Source organism: Arthrobacter sp. BF1, assembly GCF_056680215.1.
Genome location: NZ_CM155271.1, coordinates 3,187,332 through 3,212,166, shown reverse-complemented (window position 1 = coordinate 3,212,166; position 24,835 = coordinate 3,187,332). Strand labels below are relative to the sequence as shown.

General features: G+C 65.8%; 25 protein-coding genes. 17 read left to right on the top strand and 8 right to left on the bottom strand.

The genetic code is table 11. The features are described from left to right. Positions 1 to 7: 7 nt before the first annotated feature. The 3 genes from AC1MCD_RS15080 to AC1MCD_RS15070 form a co-directional block, all read right to left on the bottom strand. Positions 8 to 799 (bottom strand): amino acid ABC transporter permease, encoded by a 792-nt coding sequence (locus AC1MCD_RS15080; RefSeq protein WP_498673063.1) that lies wholly within the window; start codon positions 797 to 799, stop codon positions 8 to 10. A 114-nt stretch (positions 800 to 913) separates the two neighbouring features. Beyond that, the gene (locus AC1MCD_RS15075) at positions 914 to 1,714 is read right to left on the bottom strand and encodes an ABC transporter substrate-binding protein (RefSeq protein ID WP_498673062.1); all 801 of its coding nucleotides are present in this window, start codon (positions 1,712 to 1,714) and stop codon (positions 914 to 916) included. Between the two features lie 224 nt (positions 1,715 to 1,938). Next, on the bottom strand, positions 1,939 to 3,294 hold the full coding sequence (locus AC1MCD_RS15070) for an isochorismate synthase (RefSeq protein ID WP_498673061.1): 1,356 nt from the start codon (positions 3,292 to 3,294) through the stop codon (positions 1,939 to 1,941). A 105-nt stretch (positions 3,295 to 3,399) separates the two neighbouring features. Between AC1MCD_RS15070 and AC1MCD_RS15065 the strand changes: the two genes are divergently transcribed. The 3 genes from AC1MCD_RS15065 to AC1MCD_RS15055 are packed head-to-tail and all read left to right on the top strand — an operon-like array spanning position 3,400 to position 6,610. Then, a complete protein-coding gene (locus AC1MCD_RS15065) occupies positions 3,400 to 4,176 on the top strand; it encodes a demethylmenaquinone methyltransferase (RefSeq protein ID WP_498673060.1) in 777 nt (258 codons plus the stop codon). 5 nt (positions 4,177 to 4,181) lie between these two features. Further along, on the top strand, positions 4,182 to 5,513 hold the full coding sequence (locus AC1MCD_RS15060) for a geranylgeranyl reductase family protein (RefSeq protein WP_498673059.1): 1,332 nt from the start codon (positions 4,182 to 4,184) through the stop codon (positions 5,511 to 5,513). Beyond that, entirely contained in the window at positions 5,510 to 6,610 is a 1,101-nt protein-coding gene (locus AC1MCD_RS15055) for a polyprenyl synthetase family protein (RefSeq protein WP_498673058.1), read from the top strand. Before AC1MCD_RS15060 ends, AC1MCD_RS15055 begins: the two co-directional genes overlap by 4 nt. Positions 6,611 to 6,860: 250 nt before the next feature. On the opposite strand, the gene AC1MCD_RS15050 is transcribed toward AC1MCD_RS15055, so the two are convergent. Next, complete coding sequence (locus tag AC1MCD_RS15050) at positions 6,861 to 6,983, bottom strand: hypothetical protein (protein ID WP_498673057.1); 123 nt, start codon at positions 6,981 to 6,983, stop codon at positions 6,861 to 6,863. A gap of 40 nt (positions 6,984 to 7,023) precedes the next feature. Between AC1MCD_RS15050 and AC1MCD_RS15045 the strand changes: the two genes are divergently transcribed. Continuing rightward, the gene (locus AC1MCD_RS15045; RefSeq protein ID WP_498673056.1) at positions 7,024 to 7,863 is read left to right on the top strand and encodes a type IV toxin-antitoxin system AbiEi family antitoxin domain-containing protein; all 840 of its coding nucleotides are present in this window, start codon (positions 7,024 to 7,026) and stop codon (positions 7,861 to 7,863) included. Positions 7,864 to 7,911: 48 nt separating this feature from the next. On the opposite strand, the gene AC1MCD_RS15040 is transcribed toward AC1MCD_RS15045, so the two are convergent. The 3 genes from AC1MCD_RS15040 to AC1MCD_RS15030 form a co-directional block, all read right to left on the bottom strand. Beyond that, entirely contained in the window at positions 7,912 to 8,880 is a 969-nt protein-coding gene (locus AC1MCD_RS15040; protein ID WP_498673055.1) for an IS481 family transposase, read from the bottom strand. 183 nt (positions 8,881 to 9,063) lie between these two features. Beyond that, positions 9,064 to 9,489, bottom strand: coding sequence for a hypothetical protein (locus tag AC1MCD_RS15035; RefSeq protein WP_498673054.1), 426 nt, complete (start codon positions 9,487 to 9,489; stop codon positions 9,064 to 9,066). Positions 9,490 to 9,503: 14 nt separating this feature from the next. Then, entirely contained in the window at positions 9,504 to 10,235 is a 732-nt protein-coding gene (locus AC1MCD_RS15030) for a trimeric intracellular cation channel family protein (protein WP_498673053.1), read from the bottom strand. Between the two features lie 60 nt (positions 10,236 to 10,295). Here AC1MCD_RS15030 and AC1MCD_RS15025 point away from each other — a divergent pair, with 60 nt between their 5' ends. From AC1MCD_RS15025 to AC1MCD_RS14975, 11 genes are all read left to right on the top strand, one after another. Continuing rightward, the gene (locus AC1MCD_RS15025; protein WP_498673052.1) at positions 10,296 to 11,030 is read left to right on the top strand and encodes a sirohydrochlorin chelatase; all 735 of its coding nucleotides are present in this window, start codon (positions 10,296 to 10,298) and stop codon (positions 11,028 to 11,030) included. Positions 11,031 to 11,183: 153 nt separating this feature from the next. Then, positions 11,184 to 12,929, top strand: a complete 1,746-nt coding sequence (locus AC1MCD_RS15020) for a nitrite/sulfite reductase (protein WP_498673051.1) — start codon at positions 11,184 to 11,186, stop codon at positions 12,927 to 12,929. Positions 12,930 to 13,018: 89 nt separating this feature from the next. Then, positions 13,019 to 13,792, top strand: a complete 774-nt coding sequence (locus tag AC1MCD_RS15015; RefSeq protein ID WP_498678368.1) for a phosphoadenylyl-sulfate reductase — start codon at positions 13,019 to 13,021, stop codon at positions 13,790 to 13,792. After that, on the top strand, positions 13,789 to 14,736 hold the full coding sequence (gene cysD / locus AC1MCD_RS15010; RefSeq protein ID WP_498673050.1) for a sulfate adenylyltransferase subunit CysD: 948 nt from the start codon (positions 13,789 to 13,791) through the stop codon (positions 14,734 to 14,736). Before AC1MCD_RS15015 ends, cysD begins: the two co-directional genes overlap by 4 nt. Then, positions 14,736 to 16,160 (top strand): sulfate adenylyltransferase subunit 1, encoded by a 1,425-nt coding sequence (locus AC1MCD_RS15005; protein WP_498673049.1) that lies wholly within the window; start codon positions 14,736 to 14,738, stop codon positions 16,158 to 16,160. The genes cysD and AC1MCD_RS15005 overlap by 1 nt, the downstream gene beginning before the upstream one ends. Positions 16,161 to 16,317: 157 nt before the next feature. Continuing rightward, entirely contained in the window at positions 16,318 to 17,484 is a 1,167-nt protein-coding gene (locus tag AC1MCD_RS15000) for an RtcB family protein (RefSeq protein ID WP_498673048.1), read from the top strand. 83 nt (positions 17,485 to 17,567) lie between these two features. Next, positions 17,568 to 18,578 carry a GTP pyrophosphokinase gene (locus tag AC1MCD_RS14995; protein ID WP_498673047.1) on the top strand — a complete coding sequence of 337 codons (1,011 nt, stop codon included), beginning with the start codon at positions 17,568 to 17,570 and terminating at the stop codon, positions 18,576 to 18,578. 148 nt (positions 18,579 to 18,726) lie between these two features. After that, on the top strand, positions 18,727 to 19,866 hold the full coding sequence (locus tag AC1MCD_RS14990) for an ABC transporter substrate-binding protein (RefSeq protein WP_498678366.1): 1,140 nt from the start codon (positions 18,727 to 18,729) through the stop codon (positions 19,864 to 19,866). Positions 19,867 to 19,909: 43 nt separating this feature from the next. Continuing rightward, positions 19,910 to 20,635, top strand: a complete 726-nt coding sequence (locus AC1MCD_RS14985) for an ABC transporter ATP-binding protein (protein ID WP_498673046.1) — start codon at positions 19,910 to 19,912, stop codon at positions 20,633 to 20,635. After that, a complete protein-coding gene (locus tag AC1MCD_RS14980; RefSeq protein ID WP_498673045.1) occupies positions 20,625 to 21,587 on the top strand; it encodes an ABC transporter permease in 963 nt (320 codons plus the stop codon). The genes AC1MCD_RS14985 and AC1MCD_RS14980 overlap by 11 nt, the downstream gene beginning before the upstream one ends. Positions 21,588 to 21,784: 197 nt before the next feature. Further along, positions 21,785 to 22,234: an SRPBCC family protein gene (locus AC1MCD_RS14975; RefSeq protein WP_498673044.1), complete on the top strand. Its 450-nt coding sequence runs from the start codon at positions 21,785 to 21,787 to the stop codon at positions 22,232 to 22,234. Here AC1MCD_RS14975 and AC1MCD_RS14970 read toward each other — a convergent pair. Further along, on the bottom strand, positions 22,231 to 22,740 hold the full coding sequence (locus AC1MCD_RS14970) for a cupin domain-containing protein (protein WP_498673043.1): 510 nt from the start codon (positions 22,738 to 22,740) through the stop codon (positions 22,231 to 22,233). The genes AC1MCD_RS14975 and AC1MCD_RS14970 overlap by 4 nt on opposite strands. 75 nt (positions 22,741 to 22,815) lie before the next feature. On the opposite strand from AC1MCD_RS14970, the gene AC1MCD_RS14965 reads away from it, so the two are divergent. Both AC1MCD_RS14965 and cobA read left to right on the top strand, forming a co-directional pair. Continuing rightward, a complete protein-coding gene (locus AC1MCD_RS14965; RefSeq protein ID WP_498673042.1) occupies positions 22,816 to 23,427 on the top strand; it encodes a TetR/AcrR family transcriptional regulator in 612 nt (203 codons plus the stop codon). Between the two features lie 99 nt (positions 23,428 to 23,526). After that, positions 23,527 to 24,804, top strand: coding sequence for a uroporphyrinogen-III C-methyltransferase (gene cobA, locus AC1MCD_RS14960; protein WP_498673041.1), 1,278 nt, complete (start codon positions 23,527 to 23,529; stop codon positions 24,802 to 24,804). Positions 24,805 to 24,835: the final 31 nt, after the last annotated feature.

Here is a 24,835-nt window from a genome sequence, read left to right as displayed (position 1 = left end):
TCCCTGCCTATCGCTTGGTCCGCGCGGAGCGGCTTTCGAACTTCCGGGCCAGGAGGCTCAGCGGGATGGTGATGACCAGGTAGAAGGCACCCGCCACGAGGAGCGGCGTGAGGCCGGCCCCCAGGCTGGAGATGCCGTCGCGGCCGAACTTCGTGAGCTCGTACTGTGACGCGGTCAGGCCCAGGACGTAGATCAGCGAGGAGTCCTTGGTCAGCAGGATGACCTCGTTGGTCAGCGGCGGGAGCACAATCTTGAACGCCTGCGGAATCACGATGGAAACCATGGCCCGCCACTGCGGCATGCCGAGCGACCGCGCGGCTTCCAGCTGACCCTTGGGCACAGCCTGCAGGCCGGCGCGGAGGGTCTCAGCGATATATGCCGAAGCCACCATACCCAGCGAGATCATGACGATCAGGGTCACGTTCCACTGAACGCCAAACGCGAGCGGAACACCGTAGCCGAAGGCGATGAACACCAGCAGGGCCGGGACGCCGCGGAAGAACTCGATGTAGCCGGTGGCCAGCCAGCGGTACAGCGGGAAGGTGGAGAGCTTCATCAAGGCCAGCAGGAGGCCGCCGGAAAGGCCCACCACGAAGCCGAGGAACGTGTAGATGAGGGTGTTCTTGAGGCCCACCAGGAAGATGTCCGGGAACATCGGGCCGATCTTGGCGAAGTTGAAGACGCTGTTGCCGACGGTCTTCCAGTCGATGGCCAGGACCAGCGCGGCCACGGCCACTACGAAGATGCCGATCTGGATATACAGGCTTACTCTGGCCCGTTGACGTGCGGTCATTGCCATAGGGTGCTCACATTCATTTGCGTGGCTGAGGCCCCGGACGTACTGCAGTGCAGTTCATCAGGGGCCCCAGCGGCGTCGTTCTCAGGGCTGTGTAAGTCTCAGTCCGAAAGAGTCTTACTTGGCGGCCTCGCCGAACCAGGTGGTTTCGAACTTCTTCAGGCTGCCGTCGTCGGTGATGCGCTTCAGGGTTGCGTTGACCTTCTCGGCCATGGCGGTGTTGCCCTTCTTGATGGAGACGCCCAGCTTTTCGCCGGACGTGTAGTCCTCCACGCGCTTGAACTTGGGGTCATCCTTGATGGCGTAGGCCAGGATGGACTGGTTGCCCAGGGCGGCGTCGATGGTGCCGGCCTGGATGGCCTGGACCAGGAGGCCGCTGTCCTCGAACTGCTGTGCGTCGATGCCTTTATCCGCTGCGTACTTGGCGCCGGTGGTGGCCTGCTGGACGCCGACCTTCTTGCCCTTGGCGCTGTTGATGTCCGTGATACCGGATGCCGTGGTGGCTACCAACGTGAGGTCATCGTCCATGTACGGGTTGGAGAAGTCCATCACCGACTTGCGGACGTCAGTGATGGACACCGAGGAGATGGAGAGGTCGCACCCGGTGAGGGCGGTTCCGGTCTCGATGGCTTCGAACGAGCTGTCAACCACGCTGAGTTCGGCTTTGAGGTCCTTGGCAATCTCGTTGGCGATGTCCATGTCGAAGCCAACGATCTTGCCGTCTTTCTGGAATTCGAACGGCTCGTAGGGGACGTCCGAGCAGACGGTGAGCTTGCCTGCATTGATGAGCTGGACGCCGCCTTCTGAAGCTGCCGGCGTGGAGCTGCCGCCGCAGGCAGTGAGGGTCAGGGCGCCGGCGGCGAGGATTGCTGCTGCCTTGGCGGCGATTTTGGCCTGGGCCAGGGACTTGAGCTGCATGTTTATTTACCTTTTGTTGCAGGAGTATGCGGTACTAAATCGGTTCATAGTGTATCGCCGAATGAGAGATGTGCATCACACGAAACTTAGTTTCACTATTGGATAACTAATGCCGAGCCATATGCAAGAGTCTGAGGCGCGCCTGTGTCTGGAATTCCGGACGCGCGCCCAACTGGGTAGCAGTAGATGTCGTTTTGAGGGTCCAAACCGACATGTGCTGCTACCTAGTTGCTGATCCCCAGCGACTCCAGCATTGGCCGGAACTTCGCCCACGTCTCGGCCAGCTCGGCCTCGGGCTGGGAGCCATCAACGATTCCACAACCGGCATATAGCCGCACGGTATGCGGATCCTCGATGACCGCCCCGCGCAGTGCGATGCCCCATTCGCCGTTGCCGGCCGCGTCCAGCCAGCCCACCGGTCCGGCGTACGGCCCGCGGTCCAAGTGTTCGAGCTTGCGGATGAGGGCCCCGGCCACCTGGGTGGGGGTGCCGCAGACGGCCGCCGTCGGGTGCAGGGCGTTGATCAGCGCAAGGCAGGTGGGCACGTGGCCCTCCACCTCGGTGAGCTCGGCCTTCACGTCCGATGCCAGGTGCCACACGTTGGGCAGTTCCAAGATAAAGGGCTCGTCGTGGGCGTTCATGGCCTCGGAAAACGGCGCCAGCTGCGAGGTCAGTGACTGGATCGCGATCTCGTGCTCGTGCCGTTGCTTCTCCGACCCCGCAAGCACACGCTCGGCGTAGTCCATGGGGATGCCGTCCTCGCCGTGAGCGTCGCGGCGGTCCAGGGTGCCGGCCAAAACGCGCGCCTGGGCGGTGCGGCCCTCCACCTGGATCAGCATCTCGGGCGTCGCGCCCACCAGCCCGTCAACCCCGTACGTCCAGCATTCGCGGTATCGGACGGCCAGTTCGCGCAGCACCTTCGCGGCGTTCACGCCGGACGGCATCGTGGCCACGATGTCCCGCGCCAGCACCAGCTTCTCCAGCGCCCCGGTCCGGATCTCCTCCACACCGGCAGTCACCGCGGCCATCCAGTCTTCCTCGCTCAGCGACCCCGTGTGCAGGGTCGCCCGAGCGGCCAACGGCAAAGGACGTACGACGGCGTCACCCGCCCCGGCGGGGACCTCGCCCGGGGTGCCGTCCCCGGTGCTGCCGCCGCTCAGCCAGCGGTCCAGGGCGCCGAGGGCGCCCTCTGTGGTGAGTTCGCCGTCGTCGAACGTTAACTGGGTGAGCCAATACTGGCCGTCACGGACGCCCACCACGATCTCCGGCACGATCAGGCGCGATTCGTGGGCGGACTTCTTCGAGAAGGCGAAGGAGCCGAAGGCCACTGGTCCCGTGCCGGGCAGGACCACCGAGTCGGTGATGTCAGCTTCGAGGACGAGGTGGCGCCACCAGATGTCGGCCTCGAGGAAACGTTCCGGCCCGGTCGCGGTAAAACGCGTGATCTCACCAAAGCCCACCAGGCCGGCTTCGCGGCGGGTCCAGCAAAGGACGTCGTCCCGGACCAGGAACTGCGGAAGTCCGCCGGCGGACGCGTTGCCATCCAGGGGGACCGTGAGGGTGCGGAACGTGCTCGTCATGATGAGACAACAGTACTCTGCACGCTACTCGGCGGTACTTTCAGCCCACAGCCCAAGATTTGCCTGCGGTTAGGGGGCCTGCAGAACATTTGAGACAATGACGGAGTGAACCGAGCATCCTTGGATAAGCGTCCGGACGAAGTAGCCACGATGTTTGACGACGTCGCACCAAAATACGACGTCGTCAACGATGTTCTGTCGATGGGACAGACGCGCCGCTGGCGCAAGATTGTGGTGGATGCCGTGGACGTGCGTCCCGGCCAGCGGGTGCTCGACCTCGCCGCCGGAACCGGGACGTCCAGCGAGCCATATGCCGATGCAGGCATAGACATCGTAGCGTGCGATTTCTCCCTCGGCATGCTCAAGGTTGGCAAGCGCCGCCGCCCGGACATCAACTTTGTTGCCGGTGACGCCACCAACCTGCCCTTCGCGGACAACAGCTTCGACGCCAGCACCATCTCCTTTGGCCTGCGTAACGTCAACGAGCCCAAGAAGGCGCTGGCCGAGATGCTCCGCGTCACCAAGCCCGGCGGCAGGCTGGTCATCGCCGAGTTTTCCGCGCCCGTGGTGCCGCTCTGGCGCACGATGTATACCGAATACCTCATGCGTGCCCTGCCCGCCATCGCCGTCAAGGTTGCCTCAAACCCGGATGCGTATGTTTACCTGGCAGAATCCATCCGCGCCTGGCCGGACCAGGACCACCTGGCCGCCTGGCTGCAGGAATCGGGCTGGGAAAAGGTCACCTACCGCAACCTGACCGGCGGAATCGTGGCCGTCCACCGGGCCACCAAGCCGCTCGAATCAACTCCTGACGGCAGCGCTGCCGCGATTGCCGCGCACAAGGGCCCCGTGGCCAAGCTTCGCCGCAACATCACCCGCTGATACCTGTGAAAGTACTTATTGTCGGCGCCGGGCCGGCCGGATCCACCGCTGCCTACTACCTTGCCAAGGCGGGCATCAGTGTGACCGTCCTGGAAAAGACCAGCTTCCCCCGCGAGAAGGTCTGCGGGGACGGACTCACCCCGCGCGCAGTCCGCGAAATCCAGAAGCTCGGCCTGCCACATCCTGAAACTGATGGCTGGCGCCGCAACAAGGGACTGCGGCTCATTGCCGGCGGGCGGACCATCGAGCTGCCCTGGCCCGAGGTGTCCGATTTCCCGCAGTACGGCCTGATCCGCACCCGCCTGGGCTTCGACGAGGAATTGGCCAGGCACGCGCAGGCCGCCGGCGCCGAAATCCTCGAACGGCACAGCGTCACCGAAGCCCTTCGGGCTGAAGACGACCGCGTGACCGGTGTCCGCGCAGCGCTCCTGGATGAGTCCGGACGCAAGACGGGGGAGACGCGCGACTTCAGCGCCGACGTCGTACTCGCCGCGGACGGAAACTCCACCCGAACCGCCGTGTCGCTGGGCATCCAGAAGCGCGACGACCGCCCCCTCGGCGTGGCCGTGCGCACCTACTTCACCTCGCCGCGGCACGATGACGACTGGATGGAAGGCTGGCTGGAGCTCCCCGGCCGCGACGGAAAGTTGCTCCCCGGCTACGGCTGGGTGTTCGGCGTCGGAGACGGCACGTCCAACGTGGGCCTCGGCATCCTGAACTCGTCCAAGGAATTCGGCAAGCTCGATTACAAGCAGGTCCTGCGCGAATGGACCGCCGCCATGCCCGCCGAGTGGGGCTTCACCCCGGAGAACCAGGTGGGTGAGATCCGCGGTGCCGCGCTGCCCATGGGCTTCAACCGCACGCCGCACTATTCTCCAGGCCTCCTGCTCCTGGGCGACGCCGGCGGCATGGTGTCACCGTTCAACGGCGAAGGCATCTCCTATGCGATGGAGTCTGCTCGGTTTGCGGCGGAATTCATCGTTGACGCTTCTGCACGCTCTGTTTCCGCGGGGCCAACGTACGACGCCGACGCGCACCTCGCCGGGTACGCGGACTATGTGCGCGGGCAGTGGGGATCGCACTTCACGCTGGGCCGCGCGTTTGCCGCGCTGATCGGAAAGCCCTCCGTGATGAAGCTCGCGCTGCGGACGGGGATGCCGATTCCCGTGCTGATGCGCTTTGTGGTCCGGCTGCTCGCCAACCTGACTGATCCGGCGGCGAAGGGTTTTGAGGACAGGGTAATCCGTGTCCTGGAATCGCTGGTTCCGGCCACGTCCAACACCCCTTCGGCTACGAACCAGCGGTATCCGCAACAAAAAGTTAGGGTTAACCAGTGACCAACTCTGCAGACCACAGCTGGACGCATGCCGGGCACGGCCTGCATGGCTCCGAACCCAGCCTCAATACCACCGCCATCGCCACCGCACTTCAGCTGCCGGCCGGCTTCGCGGCGATCGCGGAGGATGCCGAGCTGGGCCCCGCCATCACCACCAACCTGGCCCGGGTGGAGAAGAAGCTGCGCGAAGCCATAGCCAACTCCGATCCGCTGGCTGACGCAACGTCGCGCCACCTCGTCGAGGCCGGCGGCAAGCGTGTCCGCCCGCTGCTGACCCTGCTGTGCGCCCACCTCGGCGACGCTTCACTGCCCGCCGTGGTGCAGGCGGCCGTGGTGGTGGAACTGACCCATCTGGCCACGCTGTACCACGACGACGTCATGGACTCGGCCCCGTTCCGCCGCGGCGCACCCACAGCCCACGAAGTCTGGGGCAACTCAGTGGCCGTCCTTACGGGCGACCTCATCTTCGCCCGCGCCTCCATCCTGGTGTCCGAGCTCGGCTCCCGTGCGCTGGGCATCCAGGCCCGTACCTTCGAACGCCTGTGCCTCGGCCAGTTGCACGAAACTGTAGGCCCGCGCCCCGACGAGGACCCGGTGGAGCACTACCTCTCCGTCATCGCGGACAAGACCGGCTCCCTGGTGGCGGCGTCCGGCCAGCTCGGTGCCATCTTCGCCGGTGCCGATGAGGCCTACGAAGACTTGCTGGTGGAATACGGCGAGAAGGTGGGCGTGGCCTTTCAGCTCGCCGACGACGTCATCGATGTCACCGGCGTCAAGGTAAAGTCCGGCAAGTCCCCGGGCACCGACCTCCGCGAAGGCGTCCCGACACTCCCGGTCCTGTTCCTGCGCCGCGATGCCGCCGCCGGTGACCAGTCCGCCGTCGAGCTCCTGAAGCTGATTGACGGCGACCTGACCTCCGATGATGCGCTGGCTGCTGCAGTGGCCGGGCTGCGCGAGCACCCCGTCACGGCCGAATCCTGGGTGGTTGCGCGCCGCTGGGCCGATGAAGCCATTGCCGCGCTGGCGCCGTTGCCGGAGGGCGTTGTGAAGGCCTCGCTCTCCAACTTTGCGCTGGCCGTGGTGGACCGCGCCAGCTGATTCTGTTTTTCTTTGAGCGGGGCTCTGCCGGGTTCGACTTGGCGGGGCTCCGCTTTTGTTTGGGTGGATTGGCAGCGGGCCACGGGCTTAAGTGCAATAGCCCCGGTTCTCAGCAACGTTACGAGTCACACGCTGCGTCGAACCGGGGCTATATCTCCGTTCGCATCAGACCCGCCGGAGGCGTTTAGCGGATCCGTGAACAGTCTATGACAGGTTTGTCACATAACGCAAGCCTGGTGTTAGGTGCGTGTCACAGGTTGTTGGGGCTCTCGCGGGGCACGTTGCGGCGCGAGATGCGCCGTCCGGTCCTGGAGGCCGGCGCGTCCGTGCCAAAGTGCCCCGGGATGGCCGAGTTGTCCACATGGCTCAGCATGGACCTGCCGTTCGCTGAAGTCCGCTGGCACGGTCGAACCATGACAATTGAGAAATTCCTTGGCATGCGGGCCGGCGTGGCCCGGACTTCGACGCTCCGCGGGGCGGGATTCTCGCGAAACTCGCTCAACAAAGCCGTGGCTGCCGGGCGGATTGTGCGGATTCGGCGAGGCGTCTACGGCCTGCCCAGAGAGGCCGGCGCCTTGGGCCTGGCACTGCAGTACAACGCTCTGCTCACCTGCCTGTCGGCCGCCCCTACGTACAGGCTCTGGACGCTGAACGACTCAACTTCTGTGCACCTGAGTCCGGGGCATAAGAGGGCGCCGGCCGGGACATTGGCCCATGGACGATGCCCCCACCCGCGCCACCCATGGCTGCCGGTGGCGGGCCTGGCTGATGTCCTGATTCATGCAATGCGCTGCTTGCCTGAAGTTGAGTCGCTGGTGATGCTTCAGTCCGCAACCCAGCGGGGAGACGTGACGGTGAACTTCCTGCGGCGTAAGCTCCCCGGAAACCGCAATGCCCGCGCCAGGGACGTCCTCGACAACGTGGTCCCGAGGGCGGACTCCCTGCTTGAGGTGCTGGCCAACTACCACTTTCGGCGGGCGGGGCTACATGTGCGCAGGCATGTGGAGCTTCCGGGGGTGGGCGAGGTGGATTTCGTGATTGAGGAGTGCCTCGTGGTGGAAACCGACGGCGGCACGCATCTGGAGCCCCGGCAAGTGAAGAAGGATCGAAAGCGCAACAATGCCACCATCATTGGTGGCCGGCTTGGCCTGAGATTTGGCTATGACGACGTCGTCCATCACCCTGAGCGGATGATGGCAGAGGTGTTGGCGGTGCTGGAGCTGTGCCGGCGGGGAGCTTTTGGCAACAGGTGAGTGCCGCCGTCGTGCTTTTCACCGCCGTCGCGGGGCACTATGGACGAACTAGGTGTATTGACCTGAGAGGTTGGTGACGCGGCTGGCTGGTGGCTGACCTTTGAGTGAAGTGTGGCCTCGGTGGTGATTGTAGTGATGGAGCCAATCGGTGAAAGCGGCAACACGCTCTGATTCTGATGTGTAGGGTTTGGCGTACGCCCACTCGTCCAGCATGGTGCGGTTGTAGCGCTCGACTTTGCCGTTGGTCTGAGGACGGTAGGGGCGGGTCCGTTTGTGTTTGATGTCCGGGCCCAAGGCGTCCTTGAACGCGTAGGAGCGGTAGCAGGAGCCGTTGTCCGTCAACACCCGTTTGACAGTGACGCCGCAGGACTGGAAGTAGGCGTTGGCGCGTTCCCAGAATCCGGCCGCGGTTTCCTTCTTTTCATCGGCCAGGATCTCGGTATAAGCGAGCCGGGAGTGGTCATCGACGGCGTTGTGCAGGAAAGCGTAGCCGGGTCTGCGGTTCGCCGCCGTGCCGGTCTTGTTCCGCCTGCCAGCGGCCCTGCCCAGGCTCCGGTGACCGCCTCCGTCCGGGATCCGCCCGAGCTTCTTGATGTCCACGTGGACCATGTCCCCGGGGCCCTCGTGCTCGTAGCGGCGGATCACCCGGCCTGTGGCACGGTCCAGCCAGGACAGCCTGGCCAGCCCGTACCGGGACAGGACCCGGTGCACCGTGGACGGGTGGATCCCCAGCAGGTAACCGATCCGCGCCGGGCCCCACCGGCGGTTGACTCTGATCGCGATGATCCGCCGTTCCCGCCGTGGGCAGGTCTTCCGCGGCGAGGTTCGGGGCCGGCTCGAGGCATCCTGCATGCCGGCCTCACCATGGTCGCGGTAGCGGCTGGTCCACCGCGACGCGGTCGTGACCGAGACCTGGAACCGTTCAGCTGCCCGGCGCAGCGGCCATCCGTCATCAACGATGCATCTGGCCAGCCGGAGCCTGCCCTTGGGCGTGAGGATCGCGTTAGCATGGGACATTGAAGACCTCCTTGTGAACTGGACTCTCGACAAGCCCAACTCCACTCGGAGGTCTTCTTTTTGTCACCTAACCACGCCGGTGTTCCTAACGTCCGTGGTCAATACAACTAGGCCGCAGAACAGGGATAGTGCACGGCGTGTGCGTGTCGAAGTGCCCCGTTTAGGCCGCGGCGGCCCAACGAATCAGTCCTCTTCGTCGTTGAAAGCCCACTCGAACATGTCGAAGACGAACTCGGAGAAGGTGCCTTCCTCGCTCTTCCACTGGGCGCGGGCGTTGTTCCGGCGGTACACGATGGGGTCCGGGACGCTGAGATCGCCCACGCGGAAGCCCCAGGTGAATTGTTCCTCTTCGTCTTCGAGGAACATCAGGAAGCCTTCGTCATCAACTTCCAGCTCTTCGGGGTCCCAGAAGTAGTGGTAGGCCTCCATGAGGTCCTCGCAGCCGCCAACGGCCTGGTAGAACTCGCGAAGGACCAGCGGAACCTGGAACTGGTGTTCGGCGAGGGCGGCGTCCAGTTCGTCCCCGGACAGGCCGTCCTCTTCCTGCCATTCGTCCTCGAGATACTTCGGAACAAGCGCACGGAACTTCTCGAGGAACATGTCAGTCATGGTCCCAATCCTAGCTAATCGCGGGGGCCCTTATTGCCGCCGCCACCAGCCCCGGAACCGTCCCCGCCACCAGCCCCGGAACCGTCCCCGGAACCAGCCCCGCCTTCCTCACGCCGGTGCCAGCCGTGAACCGCCAGCGGGGCCTGCCAGGAACGCCGCCACGCCAGGACCCGGAACGTGAACACCACGGCGGCAATGGCCGCAGCAGTGAGGACGTTAAAGGCGCCGGCAACCCACAGCGCGGCAGTCAGCCCCGCCCCCAGAAACGCCGGCAAGGCGTAGATGTCCTTGGGGTTGAAGAGCTCGGGAACTTCGTTGGCCGTGACATCGCGCAACAGGCCGCCGCCCACCGCGGTCATCACACCCAGCAGCGCCGCAGCCACCGGATTCATGCCGGCATCGAGGGCCTTGACAGTGCCGGTCATGCAGAACAGGGCCAGACCGCCGGCGTCGAACAGGGTCAGCAGGGACGTGAAACGCTCCACGCTCGTGTAAAGGGAGTACACCAGAATGGTGGCCAGCACCGGCGGAAACAAGTATGCCGGGTTGCTGAATGCCGCGGGCGGACCGGCGTCGAGGATGAGGTCGCGGATGATTCCGCCGCCCAGGCCCACCAGCGAAGCCAGGAGCAGTGACCCCACGATGTCGATGTTCTTCCGCGCCGCCAGGAGCGAGCCGGACACTGCGAAGAAGAACACGCCCACAAGGTCCAGCCACACGGGAGCGGTGTCAAAGGCGAATGTCATGGGCGTCCCGGCTGATTCAAAATGGGCGGACAGTGCGGCTCCAACGTTACGCTAGCGGCTATGAACAAACCCATCATGGTCGCCTGTGCCCACGGGACGTCGAGCCCGCAAGGAGCCGCGGAGGTCAACGCCCTGCGCGCCGCAATCGCTGCCCTGCGACCGGGCATGGACGTGCGGGAAGCCTACGTGGACGTCCAGCAGCCGGACCTCGTGGACGTAGTGGCCGGCCTGCCCGAAGACGCCGGGGCCGTCGTGGTCCCCTTGCTGCTGAGTGTGGGCTACCACGTCAAGGTGGATATCGCGCGGGCGGTGAAGAGCCGGCCGGGGACTGTTGCCGCGGCGCCGCTGGGCCCCGATCCGAGGCTCGCCGCCCTGCTGGACCAGCGCCTCCGCGAGGCCGGCGTCACGGACCGCGACTCAATTGTCCTCGCCGCCGCAGGGTCCTCGAACCCCAACGCCGCGGTCAGCGTGGAAGAGCTCGCGGACCAGCTCCGGGAGCTGCGGCGGAACCGGATTGAGCCCGCCTACGGTGCCTCAGCCAAGCCGTCAGTGCCCGACGCCGTCGCCATGCTTCGCGAGGAAGCAGCAGGGGGTGCCGGGGCGGGGGAGTCTGCGGGAGCCGTTGACCTCCGCGGCCGCGTGGTGATTGCCTCCTACCTCCTCGCGCCGGGCTTCTTCCACGACCAGCTGGCCAAGGCGGGCGCCGACCTCGTGACGGAACCACTGTTGCCCTCCGCCGTGCTCGCCGAGATTGCCCTCGACCGGTTCGACGCCGCCGTCGCACGCGGTCAGTAGGCGCCCGGAATCCCCGACAAAAAGGCGCTCGGTGAATCACAGGAGGCCTGCTTCTTCAAGGCCCTACGGCGATTCGTGACGAAATGTTTCCCTAGGTGACTCAGGGTTTCCCGACCCTTTGTGACGCAATTGTGAGCAACCTACAGTCGATGCATGACTGATACAGCTCTAGCCGGAGCGTCCGCGGACCCCGCAGCCGCCAAGCGCCCCGCACGCACCAACCGCCCCGCCGCAAAGCCGCACGGGCAGTGGAAAGTGGACGGCAAAACCCCGCTGAACGCCAACGAAACCTGGAAACAGGAAGACGACGGCCTCAACGTCCGCGAGCGTATCGAAACCATCTACTCCAAGGACGGCTTCGATGCCATCCCCAGCCAGGACCTGCACGGCCGGTTCCGTTGGTGGGGCCTGTACACGCAGCGCAAGCCCGGGATCGACGGCGGCAAGACCGCAACACTTGAGCCGCACGAGCTCGAAGACAAGTACTTCATGCTGCGCGTCAGGATCGACGGCGGCGCACTCACCACCGAGCAGCTGCGCGTCATCGGCCAGATTTCCGTGGACTTCGCGCGGGATTCCGCCGACCTCACCGACCGCCAGAACATCCAGCTGCACTGGATCCGGGTAGAGGACATCCCCGAGATCTGGAACCGCCTCGAAGGGGTTGGCCTGTCCACCACCGAGGCGTGCGGCGACGTGCCCCGCGTCATCCTGGGCTCGCCGGTGGCCGGTATCGCCAAGGACGAGATCATCGACCCCACACCGCTCATCGCCGAGCTGGGGGAGCGGTTCATCGGCAACCCGCTGCTGTCCAACCTGCCGCGCAAATACAAGACCGCCATCACCGGCCACCCCAGCCAGGACGTGGTGCACGAGATCAACGACTTCGGCCTGGTGGGCATGGTCCACCCCGAGCTGGGCGTCGGCTATGACCTCTGGGTGGGCGGTGCGCTCTCGACCAACCCGATGCTGGCCAAGCGCCTCGGCGCCTTCGTCCGGCCGGAGGAAGCAGCCGACGTGTGGCTCGGCGTCACCAGCATCTTCCGCGACTACGGTTACCGCCGCATGCGCACCAAGGCCCGCCTGAAGTTCCTGCTGGCCGACTGGGGCCCGGCGAAGTTCCGCCAGATCCTCGAGGACGAGTATCTCGGCTACAAGCTGGCCGACGGACCGGCCGCGCCCAAGCCCACCACTCCGGGCGACCACATCGGCGTGCACGAGCAGAAGGACGGCAAGTTCTTCATCGGCGCCACCCCGCTGGCCGGTCGGCTCTCCGGCGCCCAGCTGGTCAAGCTGGCGGACACCCTCGAGGCCGCGGGTTCCTACCGCCTGCGCACCACCCCGCACCAGAAGCTCGTGGTCCTGGACGTCGCCAAGGACCAGGTTGAACCGCTGGTGTCCGAGCTGGACGCCCTGGGCCTCTCCGCCCGCCCGTCCGTGTTCCGCCGCGGCACCATCGCCTGCACCGGCATCGAATACTGCAAGCTGGCCATCGTGGAAACGAAGGTCACCGCCGCCACCGCCGTCGCCGACCTGGAACGCCGCCTGGCAGACCTCGCCACTTCCGGCGAACTGCCGCATGCACTGTCCCTCCACATCAACGGCTGCCCCAACTCCTGCGCCCGCATCCAGACCGCGGACATCGGCCTGAAGGGCATGATGCTGCCAACGCCCGACGGCGATCCCTCCCCGGGATTCCAGGTCCACCTGGGCGGCGGGCTGGCTTCCTCCGACCGCGAGGAAGCAGGGCTGGGACGCACCGTCCGCGGCCTCAAGGTGTACGTCGAGGACCTGCCGGACTACGTGGAGCGCGTGGTGCGCACCTTCGTGGCCCAGCGCGCCGAAGGCCAGACCTTCGCCGAATGGGCCCACGCAGCAGACGAGGGGGCACTCCAGTGAGTAAGCACGCACTCGAGGTAGACCCAGTGGCAGGCGATGCCGCCCAGGGAGTGGGAAGTCCGGTCACGCTGTCGGAGCCGCGCGCTGAGCTGATCGAAGATCAGCCGCGCGGCGAAGGGGCGGGGACGGCATCGCCTGCCAAACACGCCGCGCCTGTTCCTGCACTCCGCTCGCACGATGAACTCAAGGCCCTCGCCGAAGCCGGTGCCGCCGAGCTCGGCTGGGACGCCCCGGCCCGTGACGTGATCGCCTGGGTGGAGCGCAACTTCGACCTGCCCGCGGTCGCCGTCGCGTGCTCCATGGCCGACGCAGTCCTCCCGGCACTGGTCGCAGACCAGATGCCCGGCGTCGACGTCCTGTTCCTGGAAACCGGCTACCACTTCGCGGAAACGTACGCCACGCGGGATGAGGTGGCCGCGAACCTGCGCGTCAACGTGGTGGACGTGCTGCCGGAGAACACCGTGGAACAGCAGGACCGGCTCCTGGGCAAGGACCTGTTTGCCCGCGACGCCGCCCAGTGCTGCGCCCTCCGCAAAGTGGCCCCGCTGCGCCGCACCCTGGCCGGCTACGAACTCTGGTTCACCGGCGTCCGCCGCGACGAAGCTCCCACCCGCACCAACACCCCGCTGGTGACCTGGGACGAGGCCAACGGCCTGGTCAAGGTCAACCCCGTCGCTGCCTGGACGTTCGACCAGCTGGTGCAGTACTCCGACGACAACCTCCTGCCCGTCAACCCGCTGCTTTCCCAGGGGTATCCCTCCATTGGCTGCCAGCCCTGCACCCGCAAGGTGGCGCCCGGCGATGACCCCCGCGCCGGCCGCTGGGCAGGTTCCGACAAGACAGAATGCGGGCTACACGTATGAGCACTTTCCTAACTGAGGAGACCACCCAGGTGACTGAAGCTGCCGTCTCCACGCGCCTCTCCAGCTTGGACGCTCTTGAGTCCGAAGCGATCCACATCATCCGCGAAGTGGTGGCCGAGTTCGAAAAGCCCGCGCTGCTGTTCTCCGGCGGCAAAGACTCCGTGGTGATGCTGCACCTGGCCACCAAGGCGTTCTGGCCGGGCAAGGTTCCGTTCCCCGTCCTGCACGTGGACACCGGGCACAACTTCCCCGAGGTCATCGACTTCCGAGACCGGACAGTGGAGCGGCTGGGACTGAAGCTCGTCGTCGGAAGCGTCCAGGAATTCATTGACCGCGGCGAACTGGCCGAGCGTGCCGACGGCACCCGCAACCCGCTGCAGACCGTTCCGCTGCTGGACGCCATCCAGCAGAACAAGTTCGACGCCGTCTTCGGCGGCGGCCGCCGTGACGAGGACAAGGCGCGCGCCAAGGAGCGCATCCTGAGCCTCCGCGACGAGTTCGGCCAGTGGGACCCGCGCAACCAGCGCCCCGAACTGTGGAACCTCTACAACGGCCGCCACACCGTGGGCCAGCACGTCCGCGCGTTCCCCATCAGCAACTGGACCGAGCTGGACATTTGGCGCTACATCGAACGCGAAAACATCGAACTGCCCGGCCTGTACTACGCCCACGACCGCGAGGTGTTTGCCCGCGACGGCATGTGGCGGGCAGTCGGCGAGGTCTCGCAGCCGCTGCCGCACGAGGAAGTCATCATCAAGACGGTCCGCTACCGCACTGTGGGGGACATGTCCTGCACCGGCGCCGTTGAATCGGACGCAGCCACCGTGAGCGACGTTGTGATCGAAGTTGCCGCCTCCACCATCACCGAACGTGGCGCCACCCGTGCAGATGACCGCATCTCCGAGGCAGCCATGGAAGACCGCAAGAAGGATGGGTACTTCTAATGAGCACCGAAACTTTGCCCCTGGCCGAGCTGGAAACAGCCCTGCCCACCACTCTCTTCCGCTTCGCCACCGCCGGATCGGTCGACGACGGGAAGTCCACCTTGGTGGGCCGCCTCTTGCACGATTCCAAGGCGATTCTTGCTGACACGCTCGACGCCGTTGCCCGTACCTCCTCCGACCGCGGCTTTGGCGGTGAGAAGGGCGGCATTGACCTCGCCCTCCTGACCGACGGCCTGCGCGCCGAGCGCGAGCAGGGCATCACCATCGACGTGGCCTACCGGTACTTCGCCACAGACCAGCGCAGCTTCATCCTTGCCGACTGCCCCGGGCACGTTCAGTACACCAAGAACACGGTGACCGGCGCGTCCACTGCGGATGCCGTCGTCGTACTCATTGACGCCCGCAAGGGTGTCCTTGAGCAGACCCGCCGGCACCTTTCCGTGCTGCAGCTACTGCGTGTGGCGCACGTAATTGTGGCCGTGAACAAGATCGACCTGGTGGACTTCAGCGAGGCCGTTTTCCGCGAGATCCAGGCGGACGTGCAGAAGGTTGCGCGGGAACTGGGCATCGGCTCCGCCGAGCTGGGCACCGCTGACCACATCGATGACCTGCTGGTGATTCCGGTGTCCGCCCTCGACGGCGACAACGTGGTGGACAGGTCCGAGCGCACCCCCTGGTACGACGGCCCGGCCCTGCTGGAGGTCCTCGAGACCCTGCCGGCCGCCGATGAGATCGACACCCAGCTGGAGAGCTTCCGCTTCCCGGTGCAGCTGGTCATCCGGCCGCAGGGCGCGCTGGCTCCCGACGCCGTGGCCGCCGGCCTGGACGTCGAGGCGTTCCGTGACTACCGCGCGTATGCCGGCCAGATCACCGAGGGTTCCGTGAAGGTGGGGGACAAGGTTTCCGTGCTGACTCCCGGCCAGGATCCGCGCACGACGACGGTGGTTGGCATCGATTTCGCCGGGGAGTCCCTGCAGGAAGCCTTCGCCCCGCAGTCCGTGGCAATCCGGCTGGCGGACGAGTTCGACGTAGCCCGTGGTGACACCATCGCCGCGGCCGGCACTGTCCGCGAATCCTCCGCCGACCTGTACGCAGCACTCTGCTGGCTCTCGCCGAAGCCGCTCCGGGAGGGTGCCAAGGTGCTGGTCAAGCACGGCACCCGCACCGTCCAGGCGTTGGTCCGCAGTGTCAGCGGCAAACTCGACCTCGCCACCTTCAAGCTCGAAGGCGCATCCAGCCTGGATCTCAACGACATCGGCCACGCACAGCTCCGGCTGGCCGCGCCACTGCCGCTCGAGAACTACCTGCACCACCGCCGCACCGGCGCGTTCCTGGTGATCGACCCGCAGGACGGCAACACGCTGGCCGCGGGCCTGGTCAAGGACCACCCGGGCGACCACGAGGACGAGCGCTACTCCATCTGAGTCTCTGCTTGAGCTGAGCTTGGCTTGAGCTGCCCTGCCCCGCATGACCGTTGCTGCCCCGCACCGGTTATGCGGGGCAGAGCCGTCTGTGGGCTTCGCCGGGCCCCCTTGCCTCCCGCCTGCCCTCCCACCATCATCAAGGTGGGAGGGCAGACCCGTGGAAACCATCAACAGCAAGCTCATCAACTGGGCCTCGATCCTGGATGAGAAGACCCGCGCGCAGGCCATCGCCACATCCACGCTGCCGTTCATCTACCCGCACCTTGCCCTGATGCCGGACGCGCATCTGGGCAAGGGCGCCACCGTGGGCTCGGTCATTCCCACCCTGCACGCCATCATTCCGGCAGCGGTGGGCGTGGACATCGGCTGCGGCATGATCGCGGTCCGGACCCAGTACTCGGTGCAGGACCTTCCCGCGGACCGGAAACGGCTGCGCGAGGACATCGAACGGGCCATCCCGCTGTCCGCCGGCCACAACAACCGGACGGTCAAGGCCACCGCCGAACCTCGCCTTGCCGAGCTCAGGAAGCTCGCGGCCAAAGCCGGCTTCAACCCTGCGCAGTACGTCGAAAAGTGGGAGCTGCAGCTGGGCTCCTTGGGATCCGGGAACCACTTCATTGAGGTCTCCGCCGACGAATCCGAGGCCGTCTGGCTATTCCTGCACTCCGGTTCCCGCGGCGTCGGCAACAAGATCGCACAGCATCACATCGGCGTCGCACAGCAGGTAAACCGGAAGCGTGCCACCCGGCTGCCGGACCCGGACCTCGCGCACTTGGAGGAAGGCACGTCGGAGTTTGACCGGTACATCAAGGAGTTGCGGTGGGCCCAGCGTTTCGCGTTGCTGAACCGCGAGGAAATGATGGACCGCGTCATCACGCAGTTCAGCCACTGGGTGGGCGGCCCCGTCACGGAGCGTGAACGGATCAACTGCCACCACAACTTCACCCGGCAGGAGACCCACTACGGGAAATCGGTGTGGGTCTCGCGCAAGGGAGCCATCAAAGCCGAGCACGGCGATCCCGGACTGATTCCCGGATCCATGGGGACGGCGTCGTACGTTGTGGAAGGCCTGGGCAACCCGGTGGCACTCAATTCCTCCCCGCACGGCGCTGGCCGTGAATACTCCAGGACGGCCGCGCGCAAGATGTTCACGCTCGCTGAGCTGAAGACGGCCATGCAGGGGATCGAATTCCGGACCACCGAGGCGTTCATCGACGAGATTCCGGCGGCCTACAAACCGATCGACCAGGTAATGCACGATGCTGCGGACCTGGTCAGGGTGCGTCACAAACTGCGGCAGCTCATCAACGTCAAGGGCGATTGACCTAGCGCCAGGACAGTGGCCGAATCCTGCTGCCTTGGATACTCTGCAGGGTACAGGCTGCGCGGGAATCCGAGGGGGATCGGTTGGAAGATCATGAGTCACTCGTAGCCAATTCCCTGGCGCAATACGAGGCACTGCTGCCGCGCCTTAACGAGGCCTCGGATGCGATCGGGAACGCCATCCGGTCCAGGCTCCGGGACGATGGCCTGAACCATCACACCGTGCAGGCGCGAGTGAAGGACCCCGCCTCGGTCAAGGGAAAGCTGGACCGGCAGACGGCGGACGGGCGATTCAAGTATGAACGCGGCCTCGAACAGCTCGACGACCTCATCGGAGTCCGGGTCATCATGTTCCTCGAGCCGGACATCGCGGACGTTGCCACAGCACTGAAGGGTCAGTTCAATTGCCGCGAGGACGATGACAAGACCAGCTCCCAGCGGCGGAACGGACACATCGGCTACGCCGGCAGGCACCTCACCCTCGAAGTCCCGGCAGAAAACACACCGGTGGGCTGCCAGGCTTTTGTCGGTCAGCGTTTCGAAGTGCAGATCAGGACCGTGCTGCAGCATGCCTGGGCCGCCTTCGAGCATGACATCCGCTACAAGGGCCTCGCCGAGGCCAACGCTGAGGTGGACCGCGCCTTCACCATGGCGTCAACCCTGATCGAACTTGCGGACGCCCAGTTCTCGGCTATCAACGACATCGTCAAGCGCCGCCAGGCCGAAAGCACTGCCGAGTTTGCCGCGAACCCCGCCGCCACGGAACTCACCGGGGACATCCTCCAGGACATGCTCGCGCGGCTGCTGCCCGAACATCCCAGGAGCCAGGCCCGCCTGTACGACTGGCTGGGGGACCTGCTGGCCGCCAACGGCGTGCGCACAGTGGCCGACGCGGAGTCGCTCTTCGGCGCAGCCGATTGGTCCGGCGTGGCCAAGCGGATGGACTATAAATTCCCCGCTGGCCACGTCAGGATTGCCGACGACTTCCTGCTGAAGACCTGGGGCGTGGACTACATTGCGCGCACCAAGTCCCTGGGCGATGACCCCAAACGTGAAGCGAAGCTGACGTACCGGCTGGAGCGCATGCAGGACTGAGCCCGGCCGCGTCTAGGTGCCATGACTGCGCCGCCCCGTCTTTCGCGAATGTGACGCTGCGTGAACCCCCGTGACCCCCCGTTTCTGCTTCATTGAATGGGTTTATGTCACTCCCTATGGTGAAACAATGACAAGTTCCAAGCCCGGGATGACCCGCATCGTGGCAGGCGAAAGTGCTGTACCCCAGCGCAAGCGTGCCATCGAAGCTGCCCTGGCCATCGGGCTCGTTTTGCTGATCGCGTTGGGTGCCGTGGTGGCGTCCAACATCTCCCGGGACGCGTCCGCAGAGGCCGCGACGCCGGCGCCCACACCGGCTGAAGAGCTGAAGCTGGGCTACTTCGGAAACCTGACCCACGCTCCCGCGCTGGTTGGTGTGAAGAAGGGGATCCTTGCCCGGAACCTGGGCAGCACCAAGCTCAGCACCGAAACGTTCAACGCCGGGCCTGCCGCGATCGAGGCCCTGAACGCCGGGGCCATTGACGCCGCCTACATCGGGCCGAACCCGGCCATCAACTCGTTCGTCAAGAGCCGCGGGGAGTCCGTCAGCGTCATCGCCGGCGCCGCAGCAGGTGGCGCGCAGTTGGTGGTCAAACCGGAAATTACCTCTGCCGCGGACCTCCGCGGAAAGACCCTGGCCTCGCCCCAGCTGGGCGGCACGCAGGACGTGGCGCTGCGCGCGTGGCTGTCTTCGCAGGGTTACAAAACCAATGTTGACGGCAGTGGCGACGTCGCCATCAACCCCACGGACAATGCGCAGACCCTGAAGCTGTTCCAGGATGGAAAGATCGACGGCGCGTGGTTGCCTGAGCCGTGGACCTCGCGTTTGGTGCTTCAAGCCGGAGCGAAGGTCCTGGTAGACGAAAAAGAGCTGTGGGACGGTTCGCTCTCCGGCAAGGCCGGGGAATTCCCCACCACCATCCTGATCGTGAACAAAAAGTTCGCCGCCGAACACCCGGACACGGTCAAGGCGTTGCTGCGCGGACACGCCGAATCCGTGGCCTGGCTGAACAACGCACCCGCCGCTGAGAAAGCGGATGTCATCAACTCCGCACTGCAGGAATCGGCCGGGGCGGCGCTGCCTGCCGACGTCCTGGAACGTTCCCTGCAAAACGTCATTTTCACAGTGGACCCGCTCGCCGCAACCTACCCCAAGCTGCTCAAGGACGGGGCGGACGCAGGCACCACCAAGCAGGCCGACATTACCGGCCTGTTCGACCTCCGCGCCCTGAACGAAGTTACCGGCACTGCCGGCCAGCGGATCTCCGCCGCTGGCCTCGGCCAGGACTGACCTCTTTCGGCCACCGCACCACCACCAAACGAAGGACGGGACCATGCCAGTCGTACTGGAACAGTTGGGCAAGCGCTTCGGCGACGGCGCCCCGGTGCTGGAGGATGTCAACGCCACCATCGGATCGGGTGAGTTCGTCGCCCTCCTCGGTGCGTCCGGCTGCGGCAAATCCACCCTCCTGAACATCATGGCGGGACTGGAGGCCCCGACGTCGGGCGCCTTGGAAGTACCCAGCGACGGCGCTGCCTTTATGTTCCAGGATGCAGCCCTCTTCCCGTGGCTGACGGCGCGGGAAAACATCGAACTTGCCCTCAAACTGCGCGGTGTGGGGAAAGCCGAACGCCGCGTCAAGGCCGATGAACTCCTCGAACTGGTGCACCTCGGCGAGGCCGGGGACAAGCGCCCGCACGAACTCTCCGGCGGCATGCGCCAGCGTGTGGCACTGGCCCGCGCGCTGTCGCAGGACCGGCAACTCCTGCTGATGGACGAACCGTTCGCCGCCCTCGACGCCATCACCCGCGACCTCCTCCACGACGAGCTGGAACGCATCTGGAAGGAAACCGGGCGCACCATCGTTTTTGTCACGCACAACGTCCGCGAGGCCGTACGGCTGGGCCAGCGCGTGCTGCTGCTCTCGTCGCGCCCCGGCCGGGTGGTCCAGGAATGGGCCGTCACCGAGGAACACCGAACCGACGCCGGCCTCGCCGGACAGCTGACCGGGGTCATCACCGCCCGGCTCCGTGAGGAGATCCGCCGCCATGCCAAGTAAGTCCACCCGCCTCGCCGAGACCCCGCTTTCCGCAAGCTCGATCACCGAACCCGAAACCCACAAGGTGCACGCCGCCCTCACCCGAACCTCCACCGGGCACGAGGATCTGCGCGAGCTCGAAGCCGGGCTGGACTCCCTCCAGTCCGACTCCCTGCGTAAACACCGGATCGACTGGAGCCGGGTGCTCCTGCCCGTCGCCGCCCTGGTTGTCCTGGTCCTGGCCTGGCAGTTCTATGTATCGCTCGGCTTCAAACGCCGCGACCTGGTGCCCGGACCGCTTGACGTGCTGGGTCAGATTGGCGTCCTCTGGGGCGAGGCCAAGCTGCAGGAAGCGGTATGGACGTCGTTGCAGCGCGGAATTGTCGGCTTCCTGATTTCGGTGGCGATTGCTACTCCGGTAGGGCTGCTGCTGGCACAGGTCGCCCCGCTGCGCCGTGCCTTCGGACCCCTGATTTCAGGGCTGCAGGTGCTGCCGTCCGTCGCCTGGGTTCCCGCCGCCATCATCTGGTTTGGCCTCACGGACGCCACCGTCTACTTTGTGGTGTTCATGGGCGCCATCCCGTCCATCATCAACGGGCTCATCTCCGGCGTGGACCAGATCCCGCCGCAGTACCGCCGCGTGGGAACGGTCCTGGGCGCGAACCGGCTCCAGATGGCCATCCAGATCATCCTGCCCGCGGCACTTCCGGGGTACCTCAGCGGCCTGAAGCAGGGCTGGGCGTTCTCGTGGCGCTCCCTCATGGCCGCGGAAATCATTGCGGTGGGCGGCACCATCGGCTTCGGCCTGGGCTCGCTGCTGGACCAGGGCCGGGACCTGTCCGACATGGCCATCGTGATGGCAGCCATCCTGCTCATACTGGCCGTCGGCATCCTGATCGAACTGCTGGTGTTCGGGCCGATTGAGAAGCGCCTTCTCCGCAGCCGCGGCCTCCTCGCCGGCAGTACCCGCTAAGCTGCCCCGGCTCCCAACGAAACCTTCAGAGCCCGACGGCGAGTGGCGCCGTCGGGCTTTGCTGCACCTGCGCCAGCGGCCAAACCGGGGCACTTCGACACGGACACGCCGCTGATTCGGCCGTTTTGGGGCTCGAGCCCCGTCAATGTGCCCCACGACGGCGGCGAGTGCGGCACGGAGTCTGGCAGACTTGCGCCATGACCGTCAGCTTCGTGTGCCGCACCGCGTCCGAGCTTCCGAGGGAGCGACTGTTCGATCTCGCCCGCAGCGTGGATGCACACACTGAGTCCCAAAGCGGCGCCAGCGAGCGTGCCGTTGGCGGGGTTACGTCTGGCCTGATTGGTGAAGGCGAGGAGGTGACCTGGCGGGCCCGGCACTTCGGTGTCCCGCTGAAGATGACCAGCCGCATCACGGAACTGGACTTCCCGCACACCTTCCGGGACGAGCAGGTCAAAGGCCCGTTCAAGTCGTTCCGCCACGTCCACGAATTCGAAGCCACGGAGACAGGCAGCATCATGACGGACCGCGTGGAGTTCACCGCGCCGTTCGGTCCTGTGGGCCGCCTCGTCGAAAAGCTGGTCCTGCACAGGTACCTGGAGCGGCTCATCCTGGACCGCGGCAAGTTCCTGGCGGTCCCTCAGCCTTAGTCTTCCGGGAACGGCGGGCCAATGATCTCAATGCCGCCGTTCAGACGGCCCGATTCTCTAATCCTGCCGAAGTCCACCTGCCGGCTGCCCCCGATGTCAAGACCGTCAGGGGCAGCGTCGAGCGGCTCGCTCGCGCCATCGTAGAAAGCCTGGGCTACTCCGGGCGTCTGCAGGCACAAGATTCGGGTTCCCTCCTGCAGGACTTTGAAGGCGTGCGGGACGCCGCGTGGGGCCACGGCTACTCCGCCTGCGGCGAGGCGATGCTCGGTCCCGTCCATGTTGAACAGGATCTCCCCGGTCAGGACGTACAACGTTTCCTCGGACTCCGGATGAGTGTGCAGGGGAGTGACTTTGTTGAGGGACATCTCGTCTTCGAAGAGAAGAAAGGCGCCGCCGGTTTCCTGCTCTGTGGCCTTCCAGGTGTGCACCCCGCCGCCGAAAAACCAGCGCCTGGCTCCTTCGCCTGGCTGGCGCACTAATGCTGATGCTGAGTTTCTGGTTTCCATTTTGTTTGCCTCAGTGCTCGCTGGGTGACTTATGGGACTGATGTCCCATAGCAAGACTCGGGTACCATAAGAGCCATGTCAAGACCCTATGTGGATGTCGGAAGAACAGGGCAGAAGCGGCGCACGCTGGAAGCGCTGGTAGCGGCAGCGCGGGACATCGTGGCCGCAGGTGCCACGCCCACGGTTGACGACGCCGCCCTCGCGGCGGGAGTAGCCAGGAGCACGGCCTACCGGTACTTTCCGGGCCAAAGAGAATTGCTCGCGGCCGCCCACCCTGAGACCGCACGGACGTCCATGTTGCCGGATAATCCGCCGGAAGATGTGGCTGAGCGGTTGGATGCCGTGGTGGTTGAGTTCACCAGCATGATCATCGCAACCGAGGCGCAGCAGCGGACCATGTTGCGGCTTTCCCTGGAACCGGCCGAGGGGCAGAATCTGCCGCTGCGTCAGGGCCGGGCTATTGGCTGGATCACGGAGGCGCTTGCCCCTCTTCAGGAGAGGCTCACCGAGCAGGAGGTCCATCAGCTCGTTCTCGCGATCCGCAGCACCATAGGCATCGAGTCGCTGGTGTGGCTGACGGACATCGGGGGCCTGAGCAGGGACGCCGCCGTCGCGTCGATGCGGTGGTCGGCCAACGCGCTGCTTAACCAGGCACTTTCGCAGGGGCCACCAGGGGCCACCCGCTAGCTGTTTGCCGGTTGGTTCAATGTGACGCGGCGTTACCTTAAGTGAACGGGTGTTTCCGAGCCGTTGTTGGGCAGTGTGACGCGGCCCTACCGTAGATTCATGGCAATTCAGGATATTTACCCCACCGCGCTGCGGCTGCTCGGCCGCCCGGTGTTGGTGGTGGGCGGCGGCCCGGTGGCTGCCCGCCGCGCCAAGGGATTGCTCGACGCCGGTGCTCAGGTTACCGTCGTGGCTCCCGTTGTCTCCGCCGCGCTCCAGGAAATGGCCGACGCCGGCATCCTCACCTGGGAGCCGCGCCCTTACCGCTCTGAAGACGTCGACGGCGTCTGGTTCGTTCAGACGGCAACCGGCGATTCCGCTGTGGACACCCAGGTGTCGGCCGACGCCGAGGCGCAGCGCATCTGGTGCGTCAACGCCTCAGACCATGAAGCCTCAGCCGCCTGGACTCCCGCCGTCGCCATCGTTGATGACGTACAGATCGCCGTGAACGCCGGGGGAGACCCGCGCCGCGCCATGGCCTTGCGCGACGCCGTCGCCACCGCGTTGGAGACCGGCGACCTCCCGCTGCGCCGCCAGCGGTCCCATCGCGGCTCCGTGGCGCTGGTGGGCGGCGGGCCCGGCGACACCGGCCTCATCACCGTCCGTGGCCGGCGGCTCCTGGGCCAGGCCGACGTCGTGGTTGCCGACCGCCTCGGCCCGCGCGAGCTGCTCAATGAACTGGCCCCGGACGTCCGCGTCATCGAGGTCGGCAAGACCCCCGGCCATCACCCCGTGCCGCAGGCCGAGATCAACCGCATCCTCGTGTCCGAGGCTCAGCAGGGCCACCGCGTGGTCAGGCTCAAAGGCGGCGACCCGTACGTCCTGGGCCGCGGCGGCGAGGAAGCCGAGTACTGCCGGCAGCACGGCGTCGAGGTTGAAGTGGTCTCCGGCGTCACCTCCGCAATCTCCGTTCCCGCCGCCGCCGGCATCCCGGTCACCCACCGCGGCCTGGCAAAGGGCTTCAGCGTTGTCACCGGCCACGAGGAGCTCTCCGAGGTTCCTGCCCGCCCGGACCACACTGTGGTGTTGCTCATGGGAGTGGGCCAACTGCGCGAATCGGCGTCCGCTCTGGGCAAAGCCGGCCTGCCTTTGGACACGCCAGTAGGTATTGTGGAAAACGGCTATTTGCCGAGTCAGCGCGTGACCATCGGCACGCTCGGTTCCATCGCCGACCAGGCAGAAGCCACCGGCGTCGCCAATCCTGCCGTGATTGTGATCGGCGACGTTGTCCGCGTCAGCCCGTTCGCGCCGTCGCACTTTAAGACAGCGGACTACAGCACCACCACCCCGAACCAGCCCCGCACCAAAGCAAGCACCACCCGCGTCCTCACCCCCTAGCCACCCCGGAACGAACAAAAGGAACACAGCC